The sequence below is a fragment of the Micromonospora sp. NPDC127501 genome (assembly GCF_040302185.1).
GTDB lineage: Bacteria > Actinomycetota > Actinomycetes > Mycobacteriales > Micromonosporaceae > Micromonospora.
Window position 1 is genome coordinate 464,364 of sequence record NZ_JBEORJ010000005.1, and the last position, 25,385, is coordinate 489,748.

The 25,385-nt window shown below is 72.0% G+C and carries 22 protein-coding genes; 11 read left to right on the forward strand and 11 right to left on the reverse strand.

The features are described from left to right. Nucleotides 1-2: 2 nt before the first annotated feature. Complete coding sequence (locus ABTW72_RS14895; RefSeq protein ID WP_350858766.1) at nt 3-824, reverse strand: SURF1 family cytochrome oxidase biogenesis protein; 822 nt, start codon at nt 822-824, stop codon at nt 3-5. A 205-nt stretch (nt 825-1,029) separates the two neighbouring features. Between ABTW72_RS14895 and ABTW72_RS14900 the strand changes: the two genes are divergently transcribed. Both ABTW72_RS14900 and ABTW72_RS14905 read left to right on the forward strand, forming a co-directional pair. Beyond that, complete coding sequence (locus ABTW72_RS14900) at nt 1,030-2,433, forward strand: cobyrinic acid a,c-diamide synthase CobB (RefSeq protein WP_350858769.1); 1,404 nt, start codon at nt 1,030-1,032, stop codon at nt 2,431-2,433. Beyond that, nucleotides 2,430-2,999, forward strand: a complete 570-nt coding sequence (locus ABTW72_RS14905) for a GNAT family N-acetyltransferase (RefSeq protein WP_350858772.1) — start codon at nt 2,430-2,432, stop codon at nt 2,997-2,999. The genes ABTW72_RS14900 and ABTW72_RS14905 overlap by 4 nt, the downstream gene beginning before the upstream one ends. 95 nt (nt 3,000-3,094) lie before the next feature. Here the strand turns inward: ABTW72_RS14905 and ABTW72_RS14910 are convergent, their stop codons facing one another. Next, nucleotides 3,095-5,224, reverse strand: a complete 2,130-nt coding sequence (locus ABTW72_RS14910) for a transglycosylase domain-containing protein (protein WP_350858775.1) — start codon at nt 5,222-5,224, stop codon at nt 3,095-3,097. Nucleotides 5,225-5,345: 121 nt separating this feature from the next. Here ABTW72_RS14910 and cobC point away from each other — a divergent pair, with 121 nt between their 5' ends. The 3 genes from cobC to cobA are packed head-to-tail and all read left to right on the forward strand — an operon-like array spanning nt 5,346 to nt 8,816. Beyond that, a complete protein-coding gene (gene cobC, locus ABTW72_RS14915; protein WP_350858778.1) occupies nt 5,346-6,431 on the forward strand; it encodes an Rv2231c family histidinol phosphate aminotransferase CobC in 1,086 nt (361 codons plus the stop codon). Further along, nucleotides 6,431-7,531: a nicotinate-nucleotide--dimethylbenzimidazole phosphoribosyltransferase gene (cobT, locus tag ABTW72_RS14920; protein ID WP_350858956.1), complete on the forward strand. Its 1,101-nt coding sequence runs from the start codon at nt 6,431-6,433 to the stop codon at nt 7,529-7,531. The genes cobC and cobT overlap by 1 nt, the downstream gene beginning before the upstream one ends. 40 nt (nt 7,532-7,571) lie before the next feature. Further along, entirely contained in the window at nt 7,572-8,816 is a 1,245-nt protein-coding gene (cobA, locus tag ABTW72_RS14925; protein WP_350858781.1) for a uroporphyrinogen-III C-methyltransferase, read from the forward strand. Between the two features lie 131 nt (nt 8,817-8,947). Here the strand turns inward: cobA and otsB are convergent, their stop codons facing one another. Beyond that, nucleotides 8,948-11,512, reverse strand: a complete 2,565-nt coding sequence (gene otsB / locus ABTW72_RS14930) for a trehalose-phosphatase (protein ID WP_350858959.1) — start codon at nt 11,510-11,512, stop codon at nt 8,948-8,950. 41 nt (nt 11,513-11,553) lie between these two features. Continuing rightward, the gene (locus ABTW72_RS14935) at nt 11,554-12,954 is read right to left on the reverse strand and encodes an alpha,alpha-trehalose-phosphate synthase (UDP-forming) (protein WP_030333449.1); all 1,401 of its coding nucleotides are present in this window, start codon (nt 12,952-12,954) and stop codon (nt 11,554-11,556) included. Between the two features lie 317 nt (nt 12,955-13,271). Here ABTW72_RS14935 and ettA point away from each other — a divergent pair, with 317 nt between their 5' ends. From ettA to ABTW72_RS14955, 4 genes are all read left to right on the forward strand, one after another. Then, nucleotides 13,272-14,948 carry an energy-dependent translational throttle protein EttA gene (gene ettA / locus ABTW72_RS14940; protein WP_203123467.1) on the forward strand — a complete coding sequence of 559 codons (1,677 nt, stop codon included), beginning with the start codon at nt 13,272-13,274 and terminating at the stop codon, nt 14,946-14,948. 12 nt (nt 14,949-14,960) lie between these two features. Beyond that, the gene (locus ABTW72_RS14945; protein WP_091405490.1) at nt 14,961-15,407 is read left to right on the forward strand and encodes an acyl-CoA thioesterase; all 447 of its coding nucleotides are present in this window, start codon (nt 14,961-14,963) and stop codon (nt 15,405-15,407) included. Beyond that, entirely contained in the window at nt 15,404-16,129 is a 726-nt protein-coding gene (locus ABTW72_RS14950; RefSeq protein ID WP_350858786.1) for a DUF8185 domain-containing protein, read from the forward strand. Before ABTW72_RS14945 ends, ABTW72_RS14950 begins: the two co-directional genes overlap by 4 nt. 131 nt (nt 16,130-16,260) lie before the next feature. Beyond that, complete coding sequence (locus ABTW72_RS14955) at nt 16,261-16,845, forward strand: type III secretion system chaperone family protein (protein ID WP_350858789.1); 585 nt, start codon at nt 16,261-16,263, stop codon at nt 16,843-16,845. A 21-nt stretch (nt 16,846-16,866) separates the two neighbouring features. On the opposite strand, the gene ABTW72_RS14960 is transcribed toward ABTW72_RS14955, so the two are convergent. From ABTW72_RS14960 to ABTW72_RS14970, 3 genes are all read right to left on the reverse strand, one after another. Then, nucleotides 16,867-17,256, reverse strand: coding sequence for a globin (locus ABTW72_RS14960; protein WP_350858792.1), 390 nt, complete (start codon nt 17,254-17,256; stop codon nt 16,867-16,869). A 162-nt stretch (nt 17,257-17,418) separates the two neighbouring features. Then, nucleotides 17,419-18,804, reverse strand: coding sequence for an MFS transporter (locus tag ABTW72_RS14965; protein WP_350858795.1), 1,386 nt, complete (start codon nt 18,802-18,804; stop codon nt 17,419-17,421). Nucleotides 18,805-19,037: 233 nt separating this feature from the next. Further along, nucleotides 19,038-20,030 (reverse strand): mechanosensitive ion channel family protein, encoded by a 993-nt coding sequence (locus ABTW72_RS14970; protein WP_502892208.1) that lies wholly within the window; start codon nt 20,028-20,030, stop codon nt 19,038-19,040. A 480-nt stretch (nt 20,031-20,510) separates the two neighbouring features. Here ABTW72_RS14970 and ABTW72_RS14975 point away from each other — a divergent pair, with 480 nt between their 5' ends. Beyond that, nucleotides 20,511-21,047: an HNH endonuclease gene (locus ABTW72_RS14975; protein WP_030488239.1), complete on the forward strand. Its 537-nt coding sequence runs from the start codon at nt 20,511-20,513 to the stop codon at nt 21,045-21,047. A gap of 15 nt (nt 21,048-21,062) precedes the next feature. On the opposite strand, the gene ABTW72_RS14980 is transcribed toward ABTW72_RS14975, so the two are convergent. Further along, nucleotides 21,063-22,658 (reverse strand): DUF6194 family protein, encoded by a 1,596-nt coding sequence (locus ABTW72_RS14980; RefSeq protein ID WP_350858798.1) that lies wholly within the window; start codon nt 22,656-22,658, stop codon nt 21,063-21,065. Nucleotides 22,659-22,712: 54 nt separating this feature from the next. Between ABTW72_RS14980 and ABTW72_RS14985 the strand changes: the two genes are divergently transcribed. Then, complete coding sequence (locus tag ABTW72_RS14985) at nt 22,713-23,486, forward strand: MerR family transcriptional regulator (RefSeq protein WP_350858801.1); 774 nt, start codon at nt 22,713-22,715, stop codon at nt 23,484-23,486. On the opposite strand, the gene ABTW72_RS14990 is transcribed toward ABTW72_RS14985, so the two are convergent. The 3 genes from ABTW72_RS14990 to ABTW72_RS15000 all read right to left on the reverse strand — a co-directional run bounded on the left by ABTW72_RS14990 (nt 23,429) and on the right by ABTW72_RS15000 (nt 25,367). Then, a complete protein-coding gene (locus ABTW72_RS14990; protein WP_502892203.1) occupies nt 23,429-24,268 on the reverse strand; it encodes a class F sortase in 840 nt (279 codons plus the stop codon). The two genes, ABTW72_RS14985 and ABTW72_RS14990, sit on opposite strands and share 58 nt — an antisense overlap. Nucleotides 24,269-24,280: 12 nt before the next feature. Next, entirely contained in the window at nt 24,281-24,805 is a 525-nt protein-coding gene (locus ABTW72_RS14995; protein ID WP_350858804.1) for a hypothetical protein, read from the reverse strand. A gap of 97 nt (nt 24,806-24,902) precedes the next feature. Beyond that, on the reverse strand, nt 24,903-25,367 hold the full coding sequence (locus ABTW72_RS15000) for an Lrp/AsnC family transcriptional regulator (protein ID WP_112676060.1): 465 nt from the start codon (nt 25,365-25,367) through the stop codon (nt 24,903-24,905). Nucleotides 25,368-25,385 lie beyond the last annotated feature (18 nt).

The window sequence follows — 25,385 nt, forward strand, 5'->3', positions numbered from 1 at the left end:
GGTCAGGCGGAAGCGGTCGGCGTCGGCTCGGCGGCCCGGTCCAGCGGAGCCGGGGCGGTGCCGATGCCGGCGGCCCGGCGGGCCTCCCGACGGGCCACCCAGCCATAGCCGAAGAGGGCCATCACCGCGAACAGCCACCACTGCACGACGTAGCCGAAGTTCTGCCAGTTGTTGGCGTGCCCCACCGGCACCGCCTTGAACACCGGATCGGCTGCCGGGGTCTGCTCGTCGAGCAGCAGATACGCACCGTAGACCGGGTAGGGAAGCTCGCCGGCCAGCCGCGACACCCCGATCCGCCGGATCTCCAGCAGCCCGTCGCGTCGGGCCACCGCGCCGGCGCCACTCTCGGTCTCGTGCACCCGACCGACCACCGTCACGTCGCCGGTCGGCGCGGCCGGCACCGACGGCTGGGCGGTCGCCCCACCGGGCGCGGGCGGGATCCAGCCCCGGTCCACCAGCAGCGCCGTGCCGTCGGCGAGCACCAGCGGCGTGAGCACCTCGAAACCGACCCGGCTGTCCACCGTCCGGCCACGGACCAGCACGGTGTTCGTGGGGTCGTACCGGCCGGTGACGGTGACCCGGGTCCAGACCTTGTCCTCGGCGGGAGCCGGACCGGCCGTCCCCGCGCCGCCGGCGGGAGCGCGCAGCGCGTCGGCGAGCGGCACGGGAGCCATCCGCTGGCCCGCGTCGATCCGCTCGTTGACCTCGGTGCGCCCCCGGTAGCGGTCCAGCTGCCAGTTGCCGAGGAACACCATGACGGCGGCCGCGACCAGGGTCAGCGCGAGAGCGCCCAGCCAGCGTGGGCTCAGCAGGAACCGGTACACGGCACCGAGGCTACTCGTATGACCGGCGCCACTGACCTGGACCGGCCGGACCGGGCCGGGGCCGACGCCCCGGGGCGCTGCCAGGGCCGGGCCGCCCACCCCGGTTGGCGGTGCTCGCGCCTCCAGCCGGGCGGGTATCGTCACGCCGACGGATCGGCCTTGGTCGTCCCGTCGCGTACCCGCCGCCGCTCGCGAGGAGTCGATGATGACCGTCGTGCCGCGCCTGGTGCTCAGCGCGCCGTCCTCCGGACACGGTAAGAACGCGCTGGCGATCGGGCTGCTCGCCGCCCTGGCCGAGCGAGGGGTCGACGTCGCCGGGTTCAAGCTCGGGCCGGACCACGTCGACGCCGCCTACCTCGGCCTCGCCTCCGGTCGGCCGGGTCGGGTGATCGACCCCCGACTCGTCGGCCTCGACCGGCTGGCCCCGCTGGTGGCGCACGGCGCCGCCGATGCCGGGCTGGCCGTGGTGCAGGGCAGCATGGGGCTGTACGACTCGGTCGGTGGCCGTCCCGAGCAGGAGTCCACGGCCGCCGCGGCCGCCGCGCTGCGCAGCCCGGTGGTGCTCGTTGTCGACGTGGCCGCGATGGGTCAGTCGGTGGCCGCACTGGTGCACGGTTTCCGCTCGTACGACGAGCAGTTGTGGCTCGGCGGGGTGATCCTCAACCGGGTGGCGTCGTCGCGACACGAGGGGATGCTGCGCGAGGCGTTGGACGACGTGGGGGTGCCGGTCTACGGCGCGCTGCGTCGCCAGGACCTGCCGGCGGTGCTGCCGTCGCGGCGGCACGGGGTGGCACCGGTGGTCGACGACTCGGCCGACGCCGTCCGTGCGGTCCGCCGGCTGGGCGAGGCCGTTGCCGCCACCGTCGACCTGGAACGGCTGCTCGGCCTGGCCCGCTCCGCCCCGCCGCTGCCGGCGCCGGCCTGGTCTCCCGAGGAGGCCCTCGGCACGTTCACACCCCCGGCGAACCGCCCACTGGTGGCGGTGGCCGGTGGGCCGGGCGGCAGCTTCAGCCACCCGGAGACGACCGAGTTGCTCCGGGCCGCCGGGGCCGAGGTCGTCGTCGTCGACCCGCTGCGCGACGAGGCGCTGCCGGTCGGCACCCGCGCGCTGGTCGTCGGCGGTGCGCTGCCCGAGGCGTACGCCGAGCAGTTGTCGGCCAACCGGCGGCTCTGCATCGCGGTGGCCGAGTTGGCGCGGACCGGGCGTCCGGTCATCGCCGAGGGCGCCGGGCTGCTCTGGCTGGCCCGGGAACTGGACGGGCTGCCCATGTGCGGTGTCCTGGACGCGGTCGGCGTCAGCCGCGACGGGGTGGTGGCCGGCTACCGGGAGGCGACCGCCCAGACCGACAGCGTGGTCGCCGCCACCGGCACGGTGCTGGTCGGGCACAAGGCACACCGTGCGGTGCTCACCCCCCGCGCCGGTCAGCGCCCGGCCTGGAGCTGGGACGGCGGCGCGCCGGAGGGCTTCGTCTGGCGTAACGTGCACGCCTCACAGCTCACAGTGCACTGGGCGAGCCATCCGGAGACGGCGGCCCGGTTGGTCGCCGCGGCGGCGGCCGATCCGACGAGCGAGGTGGTACCCGCGCAGCCGGGCGAGGTGTCGGTGTGATCGGTCAGGTGGCGGTGCGCCGATTCCCGGCGTTGACCGTCTCCACCCCGCGTACCGAGGTGCGTCAGCTCACGGCGGCCGACGCGGCGGCGGCCGGGGAGATCTTCGCCGACAAGCTGACCCGGCGTTGGCTGCCGCTGCCCGACGACTCCGGCCCGATCGACGGGCTGGCCTGGTGCACCGATCTGGCCCGGCAGCGGCGCGACAGCGGGGAGGGCGACCACTACGCGGTGCTCCGGCGGGAGGACGACCGGGTGGTGGGCTCGCTGTGGACCCGGCGCACCGACTGGGGCGCCCGCCTCACCGAGATCTCCTACGCGATGGCGGCGCACGCGCGGGGCTTCGGCTTCGCCGCCGAGGCGGTCGACGCGGTGGCCATCGCGCTGATCCTGGAGCACGGCTTCCAGCGGGTCGAACTGCGGGTGGCTCCCGGCAACCTGGCCTCGCGTCGGGTCGCCGAGAAGGCCGGGTTCAGCTACGAGGGTCTGCTGCGCAACGCCGGGTTCGTCAGCGGCGGCCGGGTGGACCTGGAGCTGTGGTCGTTCGTCGCCGCCGACCTGCGCTGAGCCGCGCCGACCTGCGCTGACCTGCGCCGACCTGCGCTGAGCCGCGCCGGCTCCCGCCGAGCCCCGCCGACCTGCGCTGACTCCCGAGCCGCCGGTCAGCCGACGATGGCGTCCGACGGTGGGGTGAACTGGCGGGTCGGGGTGCCCTTCAGGCCGTCGCGCAGGGTCTCCGAGACCGCCTTGATCGGGATCTGGGACTGCCCGTCACCGACCGCGTTGAACGGGTTGTCCGGGTCGGAGATGAAGCTCGCCGCGGCCAACTCCGGGGTGTAGCCCACGAACCAGGCCGACCGGGTGCTGTCCGTCGTACCGGTCTTGCCGGCCACCGGCCGTCCGACGGTGCCCCGCACGCTGTCGGCGGTGGACCATCCGCCGCAGCTGCCGCGCGCCGGGGTGTCTCCGGTCGGGCAGCGGGCCGCGTCGGTGGCCGCCCGCGCGGCGTCCGCGCTCACCACCTGCCGGCAGCGCGGCTTGGCCACCTCGCGGTGCAGACCGCCCGGAGTGGCGTACGTGGCGGGTGTGCCGTCCCGGTTCATGATCGCTTGCACCGGGATGGCCTCGCAGTAGCGGCCGTCGGCCGCGATGGCGGCGTACGCGTTCGCCATCTCCAGCGGGGTGGCGTCGGAGACGCCCAGGGTGAACGCACCCCACTTCTTCGCCTTGGCCGGGGACGCCTGTTCCCGGTCGACGTCGGTGCGCCACCGCAGCCCGAGCTGTTCGGCCAACCGGACCGCCCGGTCCGCGCCGACCTTCTCCTCCAGCCACACGAAGTACGTGTTGACCGATTTGCCGAAGCCGGACCACATGGTCTGCTGGCCGGTCATGGCACCGCTGGCGTTGGAGGGCGCCCAGCCGTCGTACACGGCCGACTTGTAGCGGTGCGGCGCGTTGAAGGAGGTGGAGAGGGGCATCCCCGAGTCCAGCGCGGCCAACATCGGGAACATCTTGAACGTCGACCCGGCCTGGTAGCCGGCCAGGTCACCGCCGCCGAGCAGGGGTGCCACAGTGTTCGGGTAGTTGGCCTTCACCTTCGGCCCGGCCTCGGGGTTGGAGCTCTGCGGGTTGTCGGCCAGGTTCAGCGAGTACGTCCGGTTCACCGCCATGGCCTTCACCCGCCCGGTGCCCGGCTCGGAGACCACGATGCCGTTGGCGAACGGACTGCCGGTGGCTTCCTTGGCGCCGACGCTCTTCTCCGCCGCCTCCTGGACCTTCGGGTCGAGGCTGAGCACGATCCGGTAGCCGCCCCGGCGCAGGTTGTCCATCCGTTCCAGCCGGTTCGCCCCGAACGCGGGCTGCGCGCTCCACCAGTTCTTCAGGTAGTCGCAGGCGAAGCCCCAGCTGTTGTACTTCTCCGCCACCGCGGCGCAGTCGTGCGGTGGGGTGGTCAGCTTGAGCCGGATCGGTTCGGACTTGGCGGCGGCAGCGGAGTCGGGGGAGAGGTAGCCGAGTTGGCTCATCCGGTCCAGCACGTAGTTGCGCCGCCCGGTGGCCTCCTTCTGGTCGGAGTCGGCCGGGTCGTACTCGGAGGGGGACTTGACCAGTCCGGCGAGGGTGGCGGCCTCGACCGGGGTGAGGTCCTTCGGGGTCTTGGAGAAGAAGATCTCGCTGGCCGCGTAGATGCCGTACGCCCGGTGTCCGAAGTACGCCGAGTTCAGGTAGCGCTCCATGATCTGTTCCTTGCTCAACTCCTTCTCCAGGTCCAGCGCCATCCGCATCTCCTTGACCTTGCGAACGCTGGTCTGCTGGGTGGCTTCCTGGACCTCCTTGGGCGTGGTCGCGCTGTCCCGCAGGGCCATCCGGACGTACTGCATGGTCAGCGTCGAGGCGCCCTGGGAGCCGCCGGAGCGGGCGTTGGAGACGAAGGCGCGGGCCACGCCCTTCGGGTCGACGCCGTGGTGCTGGTAGAAGCGGGAGTCCTCGGCGGCCACGATCGCCTGCTGGATGTTCGGCGACATGTCCGACAGCTTGGTGTACTGCCGGTATTCCTCGTAGAACATGGTCAGCACGGTCTTGCCGTCCGGGCCGTAGACGTACGAGGTCTCGGCGGGCAGGGCGGTCTTCAGCACCCGGGTCTTCTGTTCCACGGCGTGCGCGGTGGCTTTCGCGCCGAGCCCGGTGAGGGCGACCAGTGGATAGGCGACGGCGGCGATCACGATTCCGGCGATCAGCCCGGCGCGGAGGAGAGGGACGAGACGACCAGCGGCAGCAAGGGGTCGGTTGCTCACCTGGTCAAGTTATGACATTTCCGATTCGTACATGAGAAGAACTCTTAAACCGGCGAGTGGTGACGCGGCTTACGCCGAGATCGACTGTCCCACCGGCCGCCTTCCCGGCAGGATCGCGGACATGTCTGATCAGCCGAGCGCTGTCGCCCCACCCACCGGGGTCGAGCCGGACCTCGCCCACCACGGCGACGCGGAGGCGACCGCCGGCCTGATCGACCTCGCCGTCAACGTCCGCCGGGCGCGGCCTCCCTCCTGGCTGGCCGACCCGATCGCGGCGACCCTGACCGACCTGGCCCGGTATCCGGACCCGGCGACGGCCCAGGCGGCGGTCGCCGCCCGACACCGCCGTCACCCGAACGAGGTGCTGCTCACCGCCGGCGCCGCCGAGGGTTTCGTGCTGATCGCCCAGGCGCTGCGCGGCGTGCACCGCCCCGTGGTGGTGCACCCTCAGTTCACCGAGCCGGAGGCGGCGCTGCGGGCCGCCGGACACCCGGTCGAGCGGGTGCTGCTCGACGCCGCCGACGACTTCCGGCTCGACCCGTCCCGGGTGCCCGCCGACGCCGACCTCGTGATGATCGGCAACCCGACGAACCCGACCTCGGTGCTGCACCCCGCCCGGACGGTGGCCGCGCTGGCCCGCCCCGGCCGGGTGCTGGTGGTCGACGAGGCGTTCGCCGACACCACCATCGCCTCCGGGCACCCGGGCGAACCGGAGTCGCTGGCCGAACGCCGCGACCTGCCCGGCCTGCTCGTGGTGCGCAGCCTCACCAAGACGTGGGGCCTGGCCGGCCTGCGGATCGGCTACCTGCTCGGCGCCGCCGAGCTGCTGTCCCGGCTGGCCGCCGTCCAGCCGCTCTGGGCCGTCTCCACGCCCGCGCTGGCGGCCGCGTCGGCCTGCGCCAGCGCCGTCGCGGTCCAGGCCGAACGCGCGATCGCCGCCGACCTCGCCGCCGACCGCGAGCACCTGGTCGCGTGCCTCGCCGAACTGCCCGGTGTACGCGTCGTCGGCCGGCCCGCCAGCGCGTTCGTCCTGCTGCACCTGCCGGGCGCGACAGCGATCCGGGACGCCCTGCGCGAGCGCGGCTGGGCGGTGCGCCGAGGCGACACGTTCCCCGGCCTCGGGCCGGACTGGCTGCGGGTCGCGGTACGCGACCGAAACACCACCGACGCGTTCATCGACGTGCTGCGCGAGACCATGGAGGCATGATGCTGGAGACCACGATCGCGGCGATCCGCGCGGCGGACGAAGCGGCCATGGCCGCGGCCCGGGAGCTGCAGGGCCGGCTGACCAAGCCGGCGGGATCGCTGGGCGCGCTGGAGGAACTTTCGGTACGCCTCGCCGGCCTGGCCGGAGTCTGCCCACCACCGCTGCCCGAGCCGGCCGCGGTGGCGATCTTCGCGGGCGACCACGGGGTGCACGCCCAGGGGGTCAGCCCCTGGCCGCAGGAGGTCACCGCGCAGATGATCGGCAACTTCCTGGCCGGTGGAGCGGTGGTCAACGCGTTCGCCCGGCAGGCCGGCGCCTCGGTCACCGTGGTCGACGTCGGCGTGGCCACCCCGCTGCCCACCGACCCGGCCACCGAACCGGCCGTGCTCGACCCGGCTGTGCTCGACCCGGCTGTGCCCCGGCTGGTTGTCGCATCCGTCCGCCGGGGCACCCGCGACCTCACCGTGACCGCCGCGCTGACCCGGGACGAGGCGCTGGCGGCGGTGCAGACCGGCATCCGGATCGCCGACGAGCTGATCGACGCCGGTGCCGGCATCCTGCTCACCGGTGACATGGGCATCGGCAACACCACCCCGGCCGCCGTGCTGATCGCCGCGTTCACCGGCGCCGACCCGCTCGACACCACCGGTCGGGGCACCGGGGTCGACGACCCGACGTACGCGCACAAGGTGGCGGTGGTGCGGGCCGCGCTGGCCCGGCACACCCCCGACCCGGCCGACCCGCTGGGGGTGCTGGCCGCCGTCGGTGGTCTGGAGCACGCCGCACTGGCCGGGCTGATCCTGGGGGCCGCAGCGCGTCGCACGCCGGTGCTGCTGGACGGCGTGATCGCGGTCTCGGCCGCGCTCGCCGCCGCCGCCTTCGCCCCGGCGGCGGTCGGCGCCATGGTCGCCGGCCACCGCTCGGCCGAGCCCGGTGCCACTGTCGCGTTGCGCCACCTCGGCCTCGACCCGCTGATCGACCTGGGGCTGCGCCTCGGCGAGGGCACCGGCGCGCTGCTGGCGTTGCCCGTGGTCACCGGCGCGGTCCGGGTGCTGCACGAGGTGGCGACCTTCGACTCCGCAGGGGTGGCCGAGAAGTGAGCACGCGCAGCGAACGAGCCGTCCGCCTCGGTGGTGCGGCGTGACCTCCAGTCCGTACCCCCTGGGTTTGCGGCTGCACGGGCGGCGGGTGGTCGTGGTGGGTGGCGGCGCGGTCGCCACCCGGCGCGTACCGGCGCTGCTGGACGCCGGTGCGGACGTCCTGCTGGTGGCCCCGGAGCTGACCCCGGCGTTGCGCGCCCGGGCCGACGCGGGTCGGCTGCACTGGGTGCCGCGCCGGTTCGTGCCCGAGGACCTGGACGGCGCCTGGCTGGTCCAGGTCGCGGTCGACGACCCGATGGCGGCGGCCTCGGTGAGTGCCGTCGCCGCCGAGCGGCGGATCTTCTGCGTCCGGGCCGACGACCGGACGGCCGCCACCGCCTGGACCCCGGCGGTGACCCGGCACGGCCCGGTCACTGTGGCGGTGCTCGGCGGCGGCGACCCGCGCCGGGCGATGACCGTCCGCGACGCGATCCGCGACCTGCTCGCCGTTCGCCTGGCACCGGACGGGATCGCTGGCCCGCCCGACGTTGCCAGTGGGACGACCGATGGGCGGCAGGCCGGGCGGGTGGCGCTGGTCGGGGCGGGGCCGGGGGACCCGGAGCTGATCACCGTGAAGGGCTGGCGGCTGCTCACCGAGGCCGACGTGGTGGTCGCCGACCGGCTGGTGCCCGGGCTGCTCCTCGACGAGTTGCGCCCGGACGTCGAGCTGGTGGACGCCTCGAAGATCCCCTACGGCCCGTCCCGGGCCCAGGAGGAGATCAACCAGATCCTGGTCGACCGGGCCCTGGCCGGCGCCTTCGTGGTGCGGCTCAAGGGCGGTGACCCGTACGTCTTCGGCCGCGGCGGCGAGGAGTTGCTGGCCTGCGCGGCCGCCGGCGTGCCGGTGACCGTGGTGCCCGGGGTGACCAGCTCGATCGCCGCGCCGGCCGCGGCCGGCATCCCGGTCACCCATCGGGGGGTGGCGCACGAGTTCACTGTGGTCTCCGGGCACCTGGCACCCGACGCGCCAGCTTCGCTGGTGCGCTGGGACGCCCTCGCCGGTCTGCACGGCACCCTGGTGATCCTGATGGGTTTGAAGAACCTCGCCGCCATCACCGCCACCCTGATCGCCCACGGTCGGTCGCCGCAGACGCCGGCCGCCGTCGTCCAGGAAGCCACCACCGGCACCCAACGGGTCCTGCGGTCCACGCTGGGCGAGGTGGCCGCCGATCTGTTGGCCGCCGAGCTACGCCCGCCCGCCGTCGTCGTGGTGGGCGACGTGGTCGACGCCCTGGGCCCGCACTGACCCTGGTCGATCAGGGAGTTGAGGCGCCAAGCTTGTAGCGGTAGCGGATGATTTGTCGCCCACCACAACTCCATGATCGACGAGGCAGGGCCGGAGCAGGAATGCTCCGGCCCTGCCTCACGTACTGTCGACTACTGCTTGAGCATGTTGTCCAGCAGCAGGGCACAGCGGATCAGACCGAGGTGGCTGTACGCCTGCGGGTGGTTGCCCAGGCCGCGCTCGGCGAGCGGGTCGTACTGCTCGGGGAGCAGCCCGGTCGGGCCGGCGGTCAGCACCATCTGCGCGAACAGTTCCTCGGCGTCGGTGCGGCGACCGGTGCGCAGGTACGCCTCGATCAGCCACGCCGTGCAGATGTGGAAACCGCCCTCACGGCCGGGCAGGCCGTCGTCCCAGTGGTAGCGGTAGACGACCGGGCCGCTGCGCAGGTCCGCCTCGATCCGCAGGACGGTGGACAGGAAGCGCGGGTCGTCGCCCGGGAGCAGGCCGGAGAGGCCGATCCAGAGCGACGAGGCGTCCATGTCCTCGTCCCCGTACGCGACGCTGTACGCCTCGACGTCGGAGTGCCAGCCGTGCTCCAGCACGTTGGCGCCGATCCGGTCGCGCAGGTCCTTCCACTCGGGCCGGTCCTCGCCGCCGTGCTCGCGCATCACGTGCAGCGCGCGGTCGACGGTCATCCAGCACATCACCTTGGAGAAGACGTGGTGCCGGGGCGGCAGCCGGGCCTCCCAGATGCCGTGGTCGGGCTCGTGCCAGCGGCGGCGGACCGCCTCGACCATGTTCTCCAGGACCCGCCACTCGTCATCGCGGACCGAACCGCGAGCGTCGGCGACGGCCGCGATCAGGTCGGCGATCGGGCCGAAGACGTCCAGCTGCAACTGGTGGTTGGCGAGGTTGCCGACCCGGACCGGCCGGGAGCCGGCGTACCCGGGCAGCGTGTCGATGACCGCCTCGGCGCCCAACTCGTAGCCGTCGATGGTGTAGAGCGGGTGCAGTCGCTCCGGGTGCCCGCCGGTGCGCTCGATGCAGCCGTCCACCCAGCGCAGCAGCGCCTCGGCCTCCTCGACGGAGCCCAGGTCGACGAGTGCGCGGGCGGTCAGCGCGGCGTCGCGAAGCCAGCAGTAGCGGTAGTCCCAGTTGCGGACGCCGCCCAGCTCCTCGGGGAGCGAGGTGGTCGCCGCGGCCAGGATCGAGCCGGTGGCTTCGTGGCAGAGCCCGCGCAGGGTGAGAGCGCTGCGCGCGACCAGGTCCCGGGCGGTGGACGGCAGCCGCAGCGAGGCCACCCAGTCCTTCCACGGCTGCTCGGCGGCGGCCTGCCGCTCGTGGATCGGCACCCGGTGGTGCTCCAGGCTGTGCGTGCCGAAGCGCAGCTCCAGCACGACCTGACCACCGGCGGCGGAGAGGTCGACGATCGCCTTGGCGGTCTCGTAACCGCCGTCGTTGCCGACCTCCCACTCCACGCCGGGTGCGTAGAGCGCGACCGGTTCGTTGGAGCCGAGCACCAGCAGGCCGTCGCCGAGGGGCTGCAACTGCACGGCGACCTGACCGAACTCGGGCCTCGGCGCGAACTCCACCCGGGCCTTGCCACTGCCGGTCAGCACCCGGACCAGGGTCGAGTCGCCGGTGATGACGGCCGGGCTGTCGTCCGGGGTGGTCTCCCGGGCGGGCTTGTCCAGCCAGTCGGTGACGGTGAGCCCGGACCAGCGGGTCTCCACGGTCATCGTGCCGGAGCGGTAGCGCTGGCCCAGCGGGATGCCGCCACGTTCCGGGGTGATGCTGAAGTGGCCGGCCGGGCTGCCACCGACCAGGTCGGCGAAGATCGCCGCCGAATCCGGCTTGGGGTGGCAGAGCCAGCTCACCTTGGCCTCGGGGGTGAGCAGAGCGACGGTACGACCGTTGGCCAGCATGGAGTGCCGTTCGATCGGCACCGCCCGCTCACCGAACAGCCAGTGCCGCCGGGTCTCCAGCAGCAGCGCCAGCGCGCGGGCGGCTTCCAGCGGGTCGGCCACCCGGTAGCTGGCCTGGGTGTCGCCGGGGCCGATCTTGATGCCGAGGTCGGGACCGTGCAGGTGGCCGAACCCGTTCTCGTCGGTGACGTCGTCGCCGATGAACAGCACCGCGCTGGAGGCGAGCTGGGTCCGCAACTGGTCGAGTGCGGTGCCCTTGTGGGTGGCCACCACGGAGAGTTCGATGACCTCCTTGCCCTGGGTCACCGTGACGCCGTCGAAGGTGGCCGGCCCGTTGCGGACCGCCTCGATGGCGGCTGCGGCGACCTGCGGGTCGACCCCACGGGTGTGCATCGCGACGCTCGCCGGTTTGCGTTCCAGCCGGATGCCCGGGTGCTGGGCGGCGATCTCACGCAGCGCGTTGCGGACCTGGGTCCGCACGGCGACCAGCTCGGGGGAGAGCCGCTCCACGAAGCCGATGTCGAACTCGGAGCCGTGGCTGCCGACGAGGTGCACCTCGCTGGGCAGCCGCGAGAGTGCGGCCAGGTCGCGCAGCGCCCGACCGGAAACCACCGCCACGGTGGTCTGCGGCAGCGCGGCGAGCGCGCGGACCGCGGCCACCGACTCGGGCAGCGGGACAGCCGTGCTCGGGTCCTCCACGATCGGCGCCAGCGTGCCGTCATAGTCGCAGGCGACCAGGAGCTGGGGGACCCGGGCGATCCGGCCGATGGCGGAACGCAACTCAGGGTCCATGACCCCGGTGGCGATTGCCGCCCCATCGTTGACGGACGTGTTCACTCGGCCTCCGCCTCGGGAACTCCGAGCTCCGAGAGGAAAGACTTGGCCCAGTGGCCCACGTCGTGGGTACGCAGGTGACGTTGCATTGTCCGCATCCGGCGGCGTGCCTCGGTTTTCTCCACGTGCACTGCCCGGAGGAGGGCGTCCTTGACCGCGTCCGGGTCGTGCGGGTTACACAAAAATGCCTGGCGAAGCTCGGTGGCGGCGCCGGCGAACTCACTGAGTACGAGCGCACCACCCTGGTCGGCACGTGATGCTACGTATTCCTTCGCCACGAGGTTCATTCCGTCTCGCAGCGGGGTCACCATCATCACGTCGGCAGCAACGTACATCGCCGCCAGCTCACTGCGACTGTACGACTGATGGAGGTAATGGACTGCCGGCACGCCGACCCTGCCGAACTCGCCGTTGATCCGACCGACCTCGCGCTCCACCTTCACCCGTAGTGCCTGGTAGTGCTCCACGCGCTCGCGGCTGGGCGTGGCGACCTGAACCATGACCGCGTCGGGAACTGTCAACTTTCCGTCAGCCAGCAGCTCCCGGAAGGCCTTGAGCCGCAACTCGATGCCCTTGGTGTAATCCAGCCGGTCCACGCCCAGGATTATCGTCTTCGGGTCGCCCAACTCGGCGCGAATCTGCTTGGCCCGGGCCTGGATCGCCGGATCGGCGGCCATCCGCTCCATCTCCTGGGTGTCGATGGAGATGGGGAAGGCACCCGCCTTCACCTGCCGACCGTCGACCTGGATCATCTGCCCCTCGTAGCGCAGCCCGAGCAGGTGCCGGGCCAGCCGGACGAAGTTCTGCGCGGCCAGCCGCTGCTGGAAACCGACCAGGTCGGCGCCGAGCAGACCGCGCAGGATCTCGGTACGGAACGGCATCTGCATGAACAGCTCGATCGGCGGGAACGGGATGTGCAGGAAGAACCCGATCCGCAGGTCCGGGCGGAGCTCACGGAGCATCGCCGGCACCAACTGGAGCTGGTAGTCCTGCACCCAGACCGTCGCGCCCTCGGCCGCCACGTCGGCTGCGGCCTCCGCGAACCGGGCGTTGACCAGGCGGTACGCCTCCCGCCACCGGCGCTTGTAGGCCGGCGTCTCCACCGCGTCGTGGTAGAGCGGCCAGATCGTCGCGTTGGACTGGCCCTCGTAGTAGCGCTCCAACTCCTCGGCGCTGAGCGGGACCGGGTGTAGCCGGATCCCCTCCAGGTCGAACGGCTCTGGGGCCGCGCCGGTGCCACCGGCCCAGCCGACCCAGGTGCCCTTGTGTTCGGCGAGCACGGGATGCAGCGCGGTGACCAGCCCGCCAGGGCTGCGTCGCCACTGCCGGCCCTCGGGTGTGCTCACCTCGTCGACCGGCAGACGGTTCGCCACTACGACAAAGGAGCTACGGACGGTCACGATCGGCCACCTCCGGGTACTGACGGGTCCACCGCGATGAGCGTACTGAGCGTAGCTGCGGCGTCTTGTGCCCCGTGCCGGAGTCTCCTACCCGCCTCGGTGCGACCGAATCCTAGAGGTGATCTTGTCGACAGCCCGTGGCTCGCGGCCGCTTGCGTACTCCTGGGGCGGGGTGATGTGGGCGAACCGCGCCGTACCTGTCAGGATTGACGATGGCGTGCGCGTGGCCGGCTCCCCGGCCGGCGGCGGCGGGCGGTCTTCGCAGCCCGCGCCGCGCCGCCGATCAGCGACAGCAACCGACGGAGGTAGCCCGCACCGTGGCCCAGTACATCTACGTTCTGGAAAAGGCGCGCAAGGCGCACGGCGACAAGGTCGTGCTCGACAACGTCACGTTGAGCTTCCTGCCGGGGGCCAAGATCGGTGTGCTCGGTCCGAACGGCGCCGGTAAGTCCAGCCTCCTCAAGATCATGGCAGGGCTGGACAAGCCGAGCAACGGCGAAGCCCGACTCATGCCGGGTTACACCGTCGGCATGCTCGCCCAGGAGCCCCCGCTCAACGAGGCCAAGACCGTGCTCGGCAATGTCGAGGAGGCGGTCGCCGAGACCAAGGCCAAGCTGGAGCGGTTCAACAAGATCGCCGAGCAGATGGCCACCGACTACTCCGACGAGCTCATGGAGGAGATGGGCAAGCTCCAGGAGGAGCTTGACCACCTCGACGCCTGGGACGTCGACTCCAAGCTCGAACTGGCCATGGACGCGTTGCGCTGCCCGCCGCCGGACGCCGACGTGACCCAGCTCTCCGGTGGTGAGCGTCGCCGGGTCGCGCTCTGCAAGCTGCTGCTGGAGGCGCCCGACCTGCTGCTGCTCGACGAGCCCACCAACCACCTGGACGCGGAGAGCGTCTCCTGGCTGGAGCAGCACCTGGCGAAGTACGCCGGCACCGTCATGGCGATCACCCACGACCGGTACTTCCTCGACAACGTGGCCGGCTGGATCCTGGAGCTGGACCGCGGCCGGGCGATCGGGTACGAGGGCAACTACTCCACCTACCTGGAGAAGAAGGCCGCCCGGCTGGCCGTCGAGGGCCGCCGCGACGCCAAGATGAAGAAGCGCCTCACCGAGGAGCTGGACTGGGTCCGCTCCAACGCGAAGGCCCGGCAGACCAAGTCCAAGGCCCGCCTGGACCGGTACGACGAGATGGCCAGCGAGGCGGAGAAGACCCGCAAGCTGGACTTCGAGGAGATCCAGATCCCGCCGGGTCCGCGCCTGGGCAGCACGGTGATCGAGGCGCAGAACCTCAGCAAGGGCTTCGGCGACCGGCTGCTGATCGACAACCTGTCGTTCTCGCTGCCGCGCAACGGCATCGTCGGCATCATCGGTCCCAACGGCGTCGGTAAGACCACGCTGTTCAAGACCATCGTCGGGCTGGAGGAGCCGACCAGCGGGTCGGTCCGGGTCGGCGAGACGGTCTCGCTGTCGTACGTCGACCAGAACCGTGAGGGCCTCAACGGCGACAAGACCGTCTGGGAGGTCGTCTCCGACGGACTGGACTACCTGATGGTGGGCAAGGTCGAGATGCCGTCGCGGGCGTACATCGCCGCGTTCGGCTTCAAGGGCCCGGACCAGCAGAAGCCGACGAAGGTGCTCTCCGGCGGTGAGCGCAACCGGCTCAACCTGGCGCTGACCCTGAAGATCGGCGGCAACGTCATCCTGCTCGACGAGCCGACGAACGACCTGGACGTGGAGACGCTGTCCAGCCTGGAGAACGCGCTGCTGGAGTTCCCCGGCTGCGCCGTGGTCATCTCGCACGACCGGATGTTCCTGGACCGCGTCGCCACGCACATCCTGGCCTGGGAGGGCGACGACCAGGACCCGTCCAAGTGGTTCTGGTTCGAGGGCAACTTCGAGGCGTACGAGAAGAACAAGATCGACCGCCTCGGCGCGGAGGCCGCCCGGCCGCACCGGGTGACCTACCGCAAGCTGACCCGCGACTGACCGGCCGAGAAGGTGTCTGACCGCTTCGTCTACCACTGCACCCTGCGCTGGTCCGACCTGGACGCGTACGGCCACGTCAACAACTCGCGCTTCCTCACCCTGTACGAGGAGGCGCGGGTGGCGTTGATGTTCGCCGGCGGCCGGGCCTGGGGCGTCGGCTCGTTCGCCGACGGGGTGGTGATCCGCCGACACGAGGTCGACTACCTGCGCCCGGTCGACTACGCGCTCGGTCGGGCCACCGCGGAGGCGGCACCCACAGTGCGGATCGAGCTGTGGGTGGAGGAGATCCGGGCCTCCCGGTTCACCGTCGCCTACGAGCTGTACGACGGCGAGGTGCTGGCCAGCCGGGCCCGCTCGGTGCTGGTGCCGTTCGACCTGACCCGCCAGGTGCCCCGGCGGATCACCACCGAGGAACGGGACTTCCTGCTCACGTACGCACCGCAGGGCGGGGCGGCGTGACCCGGCCGGGCACCGCCGAGCCGGGCCGGACGGCGGCGTCCACCCACGGTGTCGCCGGGGTGGCGGACGCGGGCGCCTTCCTGGCCCGGCTGGTCCGGTTGGATCCGGTCGCGCCGGTCCGGCTGCGGCCGGCCGGCGCACCGGGCCGGGTCGCCCTGTGGGCCCGGCTGCCGTGGCAGGTCCTGGTGGTTCGCACGGTTGCCGGTGGGCCGGCCGAGGACGCCACGGTGGCAGCCGCGGAGCTGCTCGCCGAGCTGGAGCGGGGCGGCACGACCCTGCCGACCCGCCGGGACGCCCAGTGGCTGTGGCCGCTGCCGCCGACGCGGAGCCACCAGGTGGAGGCGCTGCCCGTTGCCGAGTTGCGACGGATCGCCGACGCGGCGGCGGGCACCCTGCGGACGGCGAGCGAGCAGGGTGTGGCCGGCCGTGCCGTGGGCCAGCGGGCCCTGCGTGACGCGTTGCTCGACCACGTGGCGGTGCTGATCACCCCGGACGGGACGCCCGCCGCGCCGGTCGAGGTGCCGCAGCGGCTGGTGCAGGGGGTGGTCCGGATGGGCTTCCTCGGCCCCGCCCACGGCTCGGCGGCTGGCGAGGGCGGGGACGCCGTTCAGGTGCGGGTGGCCGGTCGTTGGGTCGGCCTGGTGGGACCGCACGGAGCGGCTTGGTTGCAGAAGGCCACGGATCTTGCCGTGACACCTCTGAGCTCTCGTCCGAACGGATGACCCCGGATCATTCTTCTGGTCAGGGGCGGTCGTTGGGGGGGTGCTTCAACCCGGCTGTCCGGGTACCGTCCATCCTCGGATCCAACGCACCGTAGGCGACTGGATCCGCTGGGGAGTGAGGTGCGCGAGCGATGCCGTGGTGGTCATGGCGCCCCGGTCCCGCCGACGGCGGCGATCCGGAAACCCGAAGCGGGATCACAGTCGATAGCGCGGTCCGGATCGGGCCGCCCAGCCCTCGCCAGCCGGGGGACGACTGCCCGTCCAACGAGCGGCCTGTGCTGACCGAGATGCCCGCCACCGTCGAGCCGGTGAGTCTGAGCCGGGTCTGTGACGCGCTCGATCTGCTCGACGTGCGTTACCTGGCCGACGGCGACGGCAACCTGCTGGCGATGTGGGAGCGGCACGCGGTGCTGGTCACCCTCGAAGGGCCGGAGGACGAGATCCTGGTCATGCGGGCACGCCCGCACGCCACGGTCCCGCCGGACTGGGCCGACCGGGCGTACCGGGTGGTCAACGAGTGGAACCACACCCGCCGGTTCTGCAAGGCGTACATCGGTGACCCGACCGAGCGCGGTCAGCTACCGATCTACGCCGAGCTTCAGGTGCCCCTGGGTGCCGGCACACACGACGCGCTCCTGGTCGAGATGCTCGACTGCGGCGCGGCGGTCGCCACCAGCTTCGTGGACTGGCTGCACGACGAGGGCGCGCTGCTCTGACGCCACTTTGGGTGGGGTGGGTCAGCGGCCGTCGGCCGGGTCGTCCTCGACGTTGACCATGAAGTACGCGGCCCGCTCCAGGTAGTCCCAGAGGGTGCTGGCGATCTCCGGCTCAAGGTCGAGCCGGTCCACGGCGCGGCGCATGTTCCGCAGCCAGGCGTCCCGTTCGGCCGCGCCGATCCGGAACGGTGCGTGGCGCATCCGCAGCCGCGGGTGCCCGCGCTGAGCGGAGTACGTGTTCGGCCCGCCCCAGTACTGCATCAGGAACAGTGTCATCCGGTCCGCGGCCGGGCCCAGGTCCTCCTCCGGGTACATGGGCCGCAGCAGGGGGTCGGTGGCGACGCCGGCGTAGAACTCGTCGACCAGCTTGCGGAAGGTGGGTTCGCCGCCGACCGCTTCGAAGAGGGTCATCGACGCACCGGGACGGTCGGATTCACCTGCGGAAGTCACCGTTCCATCCTGCCAGGTGCGTCCGGTGCCGACCCGACCCGCACGGCGTGCGTCGGATCACGCCGGGTCGACGACCTCGAATATCGGGCACCCGGCCCGTACGGGTGGACGTCGGTTCGACGGTCAGGTGACCGCGTGCCGGCGGTGGCCGTCACCGGCATGCGGGTCGGACCTGCCTTCCACCGGGCGGTCGCTGGCCGGGGCGCCGGGCCCGGAGGGCGGCGGAGCGGCGTTGGCCAACGCGGCGGCAGTGATCGCGTCGTCCACCGTCTGCCGGTCCGGCCACCGCAGCGTGGCCACCGTCATCAGCACCACCCCGGCTGCGCTCCAGACCCCCACCACGACCGGAATGGGGAACCGTTCGGCGAGCATCCCGGTGACCAGCACAGCGAGGCCCTGGATGACCTGTATGCCGGTGGCCATCACCCCGAAGGCGCGGGCTCGGAAGCCGTTGGGCAGCGCCTGGACGAACAACCCGTTGGCCATCGGCATCATGCCGGCGACGGCGAACCCGCAGAGCGCGGCGAGCAGCGCGACCACCAGCGGCGGGGGGTCGAGCAGCACCGGTACGAGCACCAACGGGGCGAGCACCGCGAGCGGCCGCATCAGCTTCAGTCGGCGAGCCGGCCCGAACAGGCGACTCACCAGCAACCCACCGAGGATGAAGCCGATCGGGTTGGCCACCATGATCGCTGCTTGTGCGGTGCCCGCGCTCACCGCGCCACGGCTCTCGTCGTTGGCCCAGGCCGCGGCCAGACCTTCGGGAACGATCGAGAAGAGCATCGAACTGAACACCAGCACCGCGATGGCCCGCAGCACCGGTGTGCGGAACACGATGCCGAACCCCTGGCGGGTCTCCTGCAGGAGGTGGCTGCGGTGCTCCGGGTTGATGACCGCCGGGCGGTGGCGCACACCGAGGCGAACCAGCAGCGCCGAGACACCGAACGTGGCCGCGTTGAACAGCAGCGCCGCCTCCGGGTCGACGGCGGCGACAGCGGCGCCGAAGACGTACCCCACGACCTGCGCGGCCTGCCCGACACTGCTGTTCAGCGACAGCCCCAGCACCAGTCGGTCCCCGGTGAGCAACTGCGGGATCAGCGCGGACTTCGCCGCCTGGCTCGGCGGGTTGGCCAGCGTGGCGGCGAAAATGAGCACCAGCACCGCCTGGTACGGCAGGGCCGGAATGGCGATGAGCAGCATCAGCGCCATCCGGATGATGTCGCACGCCACCATCACCCGTCGGAACGGGTACCGCTCCGCGAGTGCGGCGAGCACGGGACCGCCGAGCAACCAGGGCAGGAAGCTGACCGCGAAGGCGGCCGCGGAGAGCGCGACGGACCGGGTCTGCTGATAGACGAGCAGGGTGACGGCGGCCTTCGCGACGTAGTCGCCGACCCAGGAGAGAGCGCCGGCCACGAACACAGCCCGAAACTCGTGCTGGCCGAAGACTTCGCGGAATGTGGCGGGCCCTTCCGCGGAAGGTCGCTCGTCAGGCACCGTCGCCTCCATCGGCCCCGGCTCGGCCGCTCGTGGCAGCCCGGCCGGAAGCGCTCGTCAGATCTACGGATCAGCGAGGATGTGATCACGCTTTGGTGTGAACGCGTGCTCCGGATTCTGCCCGATCGTCTGACAACTAGCTAGGTCGAACGGGTCGTTCGTCGCCTCCCCGACTGAACGAACGGACGATACCCGAGGGGCCGGCCGGCTCGCGACCCCTGAATTGCCGGACAGTGTCGGCGGTGTCAGGTGGCGCCACCCTGACCGGTCTCACCCTCGGGCAACGGCCGGGTCGACAGACCGGGATAGATGCGGGCCGCAGCGATCTGCGCGGTGATTCCCGAATTCTCCAGCGCCTCGGCGAGACGCCGACGCAGTTCCCGGCCCACCGCGAACTGCCCGTCCGCGGTGGTCTTCACCACGGTGCGGATGACCGCGCCGTCCACCGTCACCTGCTCGACACCCAGCACCTCGGGCGCCTCCACGATCTCCGGTGACAGCTCCGGGTCCATGGCGACCGAGGCGGCAGCGGTCCGTAGCACCGCCGTGGCCTCCTCGGTGCTGTTGAAACCGATCGGCAGGTCCACCACCACGAGAGCCCAACCCTGGCTCTTGTTGCCCACCCGGATGATCTCGCCGTTGCGGATGTACCAGAGCACGCCGCGGCCGTCGCGCACCGTGGTGACCCGCAGGCCGACCGACTCGACCACGCCCATCGCCTCGCCCAGGTCGACGTTGTCACCCACGCCGTACTGGTCCTCGATCAACATGAAGAGGCCGGCGATCAGGTCCTTCACCAGGCTCTGCGCGCCGAAGCCCAGCGCGACGCCGGCGATCCCCGCGCTGGCCAGCAGCGGAGCCAGGTCGAAGCTGAACTCCCGCAGGATCATCAGCAGCGCGATGCCGAAGACGAACGCGGTGGTCAGGCTGCGCAGCACCGACCCGATCGCCTCGGCCCGCTGCCTCCGTCGCTCGGGCACGAACTCGGCCGGGTCGACCGCGGCGGTGGGCACCCGCTCGCGCAGCGGCCGCAGCATCGTCGGCACCGCACCGTCGGTGGTCGTCCGAACCAACCGGTTGATCGTCCGGTGCAGTGCCCAGCGGGCCACCATCGCCAGTGCCAGGATCAGCAGCACCCGAAGTGGTTTGAGCAGGATCCAGTAGCTGCCCTCGGCAAACCAGGACGACCCGGTGATCCGGTAGATCCACTCGCAGGAGGTGCTGCCCTGGCAGTTCACCGAGACGGCGTCGGACAGGGCTAGGGGCGTCACACTGGCGGCACTCACCCTGTCTTCGTACCGCAAGGGGGACGAGCGGCCGTCGCCGACCCACCGGCCGGGTGACACCGACCGCCGAGGGCAGGATGCTCATTCCCTCCCCTGGCACCGCGGCGCGTAGCCGTTCGTACTCCGCCCGACCACCGATCGCCGCCCGGTCTGCGGGGTGAGCGACGTGGTGCACGGCCGGTCCGGCACCGGTGATGACCGGCGGCGGGGGTGTCACACGTCGGCGTCCGCCCAGGCCGGAGCAGTTGCCCGTCCCGGCGTGGGTGATCCGCTTACCAGAAGAGAGATTAGTACGTGCAATCCGGGGTCCGATCAGGGACTATTGGCGCAACGGACGTCGGTGATCGGCCCGGCGCCGACCGTGTGGGCCCCTGTGCCCGGCCCCGGTCGGCGGCGGTCCCCAGCAGCCGCTGAACCGGGAGGGTGAGCGCGATGCCTGACATAAGACCCACGGTGGGCTCCGGCGCGTTGGTCCTCAACGCCACCTACGAGCCGCTGTGTGTCGTGTCGGTGCGTCGCGCCGCGATCCTCGTCCTCTCCGCCAAGGCGGTCTGCGTCGCCGACGGTGACGGCATCCTGCACAGCGCCCGGGACGCGCTCCCGGTGCCATCCGTGGTCCGGCTGACGCGCTTCGTCCGGGTGCCGTACCGAACGCATGTCGGGCTGTCCCGCCGGGCGATCTTCGCCCGGGACGGGTGGCGGTGCGCCTACTGCCGGGGCCCGGCCGAGACCATCGACCACGTCTTTCCGCGCAGTCGCGGTGGCCGGCACGCCTGGGAGAACGTGGTCGCCGCGTGTGCCCGGTGCAACCACACCAAGGGCGACAAGACGCCGGCCGAGATGGGATGGCGGTTGCACGCGTTGCCGGCCCCGCCGAAGGGCACCGCCTGGCGGGTGCTGGGCCACCGCGCCCCCGACCCCCGCTGGGCCGACTGGCTGGACCTGCGGGAGCCCGAGGCAGCCGCCTGACCACGTAGGGCGTGGTCAGGCTCCGGATTGCGGCCGGATTGCCCGGCGCGCTGCGCGTTCGTGGCGGTCGACCCCTCGGCGGTACGCGATCGCGAGTAGCCGGTCGATCTCGGGCAGCAGTTGCGGACCGGGCATGACGACGCTGGCGAAGCCGTACTGTGCGTAGCCCGGGTGCGGCACGAAGGTGTCCAGTCGGGCGAAGTCGAACTCGTGCCGGTGCTCCTCGAACGCCTTGGGCGGGAAGCCGAACAGCCGCTCGAACTCGGCCCGGCCCAGGTCCAGGTTGAGGCGGAAGACGCCGGGGCGGTCAAGCTGTGCGGCCTCGTCGAAGCCGGGCACGTCGTGCTCGACGATGGTGGCGAACGGCTGGCGGTGGTCCGGGCCGACGAAGAAGAACCGGTCGCCCCAGGCCGCCTCGGGTGATCCGTTCTCCTCGCTCGCCACGACCTGCTCGACGCCGGGCAGGGCGGCGATCCGATCGGCGAGCACGGCCGTGTCGACACCGGTCGGGACGTGCAGGACCGCGTCGGCGTGTTCGACGGTGGCCTGGTCCAGCGGGAAGTAGCGGTAGTCGTGCGTTCGCTGCTCGGCCGCGGCGATGTCGGACGTCGGCAGGTACCGGGGAAGGCTGGTCTCCTGCTGGAGTCGACCCTCGTAGGTCGAGGCGGCGGGGGGCCCGATGCCGAGCGCCGGGCTCGCGCCGAGGCTGCCGGCGATCACCGCGTACCGGTCGCCCAGCAGCGACGCGATGATGGCGCCGGCGCCGGCCCATGACACCGTCGTGTCGGCCAGCGTCATCGTGCTCAGGTGACGCTGGAGGTGCGTGTTGTGCGCGAAGACCAGTGTGGGCCCGCGGTGTGCCTCGGCCGATCGGATCGCGAGCAGGTTCTCGGCCATCAGCGCGTCCCGGACCGCGGCCAGGCGGGCGAAGCGTTCCTCCTGGGCCAGTGGTGCGGCGGCTGCGGCGTGGTAGCGCAGCAACGCGACAGCGGCCGTGGCGTGCACGAACGCCGCCCCCCAGCCCGCTGACTTCCACGGCGCCCGCAGGTACAGCTCGGTCAGCAGGTCGTCGGCGAGCACCCGCAGTCGCTGGGCGTCGGTCGAGCGTCCGACCGATCGGCCGGGTTCCCAGATCGCTGCCGTGGCACTCCACCGCACCTCGTCCCCGATCAGGTCGTCGATCTCGCCAGCCCGGTCCAGGTCGAGGAACTCGCAGACCTGGTTGAGGTGGCGGCGCGGGCTCGGGGCGCTCTCCAACTCCACCGGGGCGTCGAAGCCGTGGAACGTCAGGCGCTCGGCGGCCGGCCGTCCGGCGTTCCACTCCCGCATCCGGAGCAGGAGATCGCGGTTGGCCGGTGCCGCCCCGAATCCGTGGCTGAACCCTTCGGCGAGCGCCCGTTCGAGCGTCACGGCGGCGATGCCCTGCACGAACTCGTCGGCGAGCAGCCCGGCCGTCCGGTCGCTCTCCACGGCGATCGAGCGGTAGCCGTGCTCCGCCAGCGACAGAAAGGCCTCGTTGCGGAGTTGGAGGAAGGCGGACTCACCGTGCGTCGGTTCGCCGAGCGCGAGCAGCTCCGGGGATACCGCCAACAGGTCGAGAAAAGGTGGCATTCCATGAACCGTATCGTTGAACCAGCGGTTGAGACTCACGACTGATGGAGCGCGGTGACAGGCACGAAACCTTCAAACCCGGGGGTACGCCGACCGGTCGACCTCGCGCGCGCCCATGGTCTCTCCGCGCAGGCCGTGCGCAACTACGAACGGGACGGCGTCCTGCCGCCGGCCCAGCGCACGCCGAACGGCTACCGTCGCTTCACCGAGCTGCACGTCAAGGCGCTGCGTGCCTACCTCGCGTTGATCCCGGGCCACGGCTATGCGGCCAGCGGCGAGATCATGCGGGCCGTCAACCGGGGTGAGATCGACACCGCGCTGCGCACCATCGACCAGGGTCATGCCCTGCTCCAGCGCGATCGGGAAACCCTGGACGCGGTCGAGGCGGCGGTGGCGACGCTCACCGGAACGAGACCGCAACCGCAGAGCCAGAAAGCCGTGCCGATCAGCGTGCTGGCTCACCGGCTCGGTCTACGGGCGGCCACGCTGCGCAAATGGGAGCGGGCCGGGGTGCTGCGACCGGTACGTGATCCGGTGACCCACTACCGGCTCTATCTTCCCGACGACGTCCGGGACGCCGAACTGGCCCACCTGTTGCGCCGCGGTGGATACCGGCTCGACCACATCGCCGGCGTGCTGCGTCGAGTGCGCGACGCCGGCGGTGCCGAACCACTCGCCGCCTCGCTGCGCCAGTGGCGGCAACGGCTCACCGAACGAGGCCGGGCCATGCTCACGGGGGCCGCCCGGCTCGCCGAATACGTCGACGCCGGTCAGCCGCCTGAACGCGCCTTGACCAGCGAGGCGAAGACCACCACGTTGTCCGCGTAGCCGGTCTCGCCGCCGACCCACTGGCCGCCGCAGGTGATCAGTCGGAGGCTCGGGCGACTGAAGTCGCCGTACACCTCGTCCACCGGCAGCCGGCCCTTGTCGAACTTCTCCACCGAGTTGACCTCGAAGACCGCCACGCGCTGGTCGGTGCGGGTGACCTCGATCTCGTCACCGGAGCGCAGCTCGCGCAGTTTGTGGAAGACCGCCGGTCCGCTCGTGGTGTCGACGTGCCCGACGATCACGGCCGGGCCGTACTGGCCCGGGGTGGGCCCCTGGTCGTACCAGCCGGCCTCCTGGGCGCGGGCCGCGTCCGGCACGGCGATCGTGCCGTCCGGGGCGATGCCCACGTCGTGTACGGGCGCCCGCACGTCGATCTTCTCGATGGCGAGGCTGGTGGGATGGCTGGCCGGCAGTACCGGGAACTTCTTCGGCGGCGGTCGCAGGCCGGCGCTGAGCCGGTCCGGCAGCAGGCTCATTCCGGTCACCTGCTCGACGCCGAGCATCGCCACGATCAGCACCATCAGCGCGGCGATGGCCAGCACCGGCAACCCGGGGCTCGTACCGAACCGGTGTCGGGCCGACGGCGGCCCGGCCGGGCGCCGCGGCGGCAGCGGGCCGGCGGCCGGATCGGTGGTGGTGACGCTGGCCGACACGGCCTGCCCGGCGACCCGGCGCAGCCGTCCGGAGACGCGGGCCACCAGCCGGCCCGACGCGCGCAGCGCCGGCCCGGCCCGGAGGCGGACGCGGCGATCCCGCCGCGCACGCGCGGATCTGCGGGTCATGGGTGATCCGGCTCAGGAGCCGGCTCCCGGTCGACGTCGGCCGCCGGCCATCCCGAGCACGATCGCGGTGGCCACCAACGCCACGCCACCGAGCACCAGCAGCGAGCCGGTGCCGCGCCCGCCGGCCATCCCACCGCCACCGGTCGCCGGGCCCTTGCTGGGTGAGGCCATGTTCAACACGGTCAACGTGGTCGACGACGTCTGGCCGTTCTCGCAGCGCAGGTCGACCGGGTAGTCACCGGCCGGCTTGTCCCTCGCAATGGTGGCCTGCCCGGTCAGGAAACCCCTGTCCGGTTTGAGCATCACGTGCCCGAACGCGTCGGAGTGCACGCTGGACTGTCGGTTGTTGTTGTCGTTGTCGCAGCTCGCCTTGATGTTGACCCGGCTGCCGGCCTGGGCGCTGTTCGGTGTCACCTCGACGAAGACGTTCTCACCGGCTCGCGCCGGCGCGACCGACAACAGGACGAACGCCCCGACCAGCCCCACCAGTGTCAGTACGGACGAGAGCGCGCGGTTGATCGTGCGGATTGCCTGCATGATTTCCCCCCAACCGGCGACGACCGCCGGAACCCTCCCCTGGGCACGCCGGCTGCTTTCCCGTTGGCGCGGGGGCAAACCCGCAGGGTGGGCGGGGTCAGCGGGGGCGGGGGACGGGCCCGGTGGCGGGGAGGGGGGTGACGGGGTGCCAGTTCAGCGGGGAGGAGAGGACCATCGTGCTCGACGGTTGGCCGTACGGGGCGAGACGGTCGATGACCCCCTCGAACGCACCGATCGAGCCGGCCGCCACCTTCAGCACGCTGCACGCGTCCCCGGTGATCCGGTGGATCTCCAGGATCTCCGGCCAGTCGGCCACGGCCGGGTCGTGCAGGATGCACCGTGCGCCGTAGCAGGACATCCGGATCAGTGCGACCACGGTACGGCCGGCGCGGCTCAGGTCGACGTGGGCGTGGTAGCCCGTGATGATCCCGGCCTCCTCCAGCCGGCGGACCCGCTCCGCGACCGACGGTGGGGACAGGTGCACCCGGCGGGACAACTCGCTGAAGGAGAGCCGCGCGTCGGCCTGCAACTCGCGCAGCAGCGCCCAGTCCATGTCGTCCACGCTCAGACCTTACTTTCG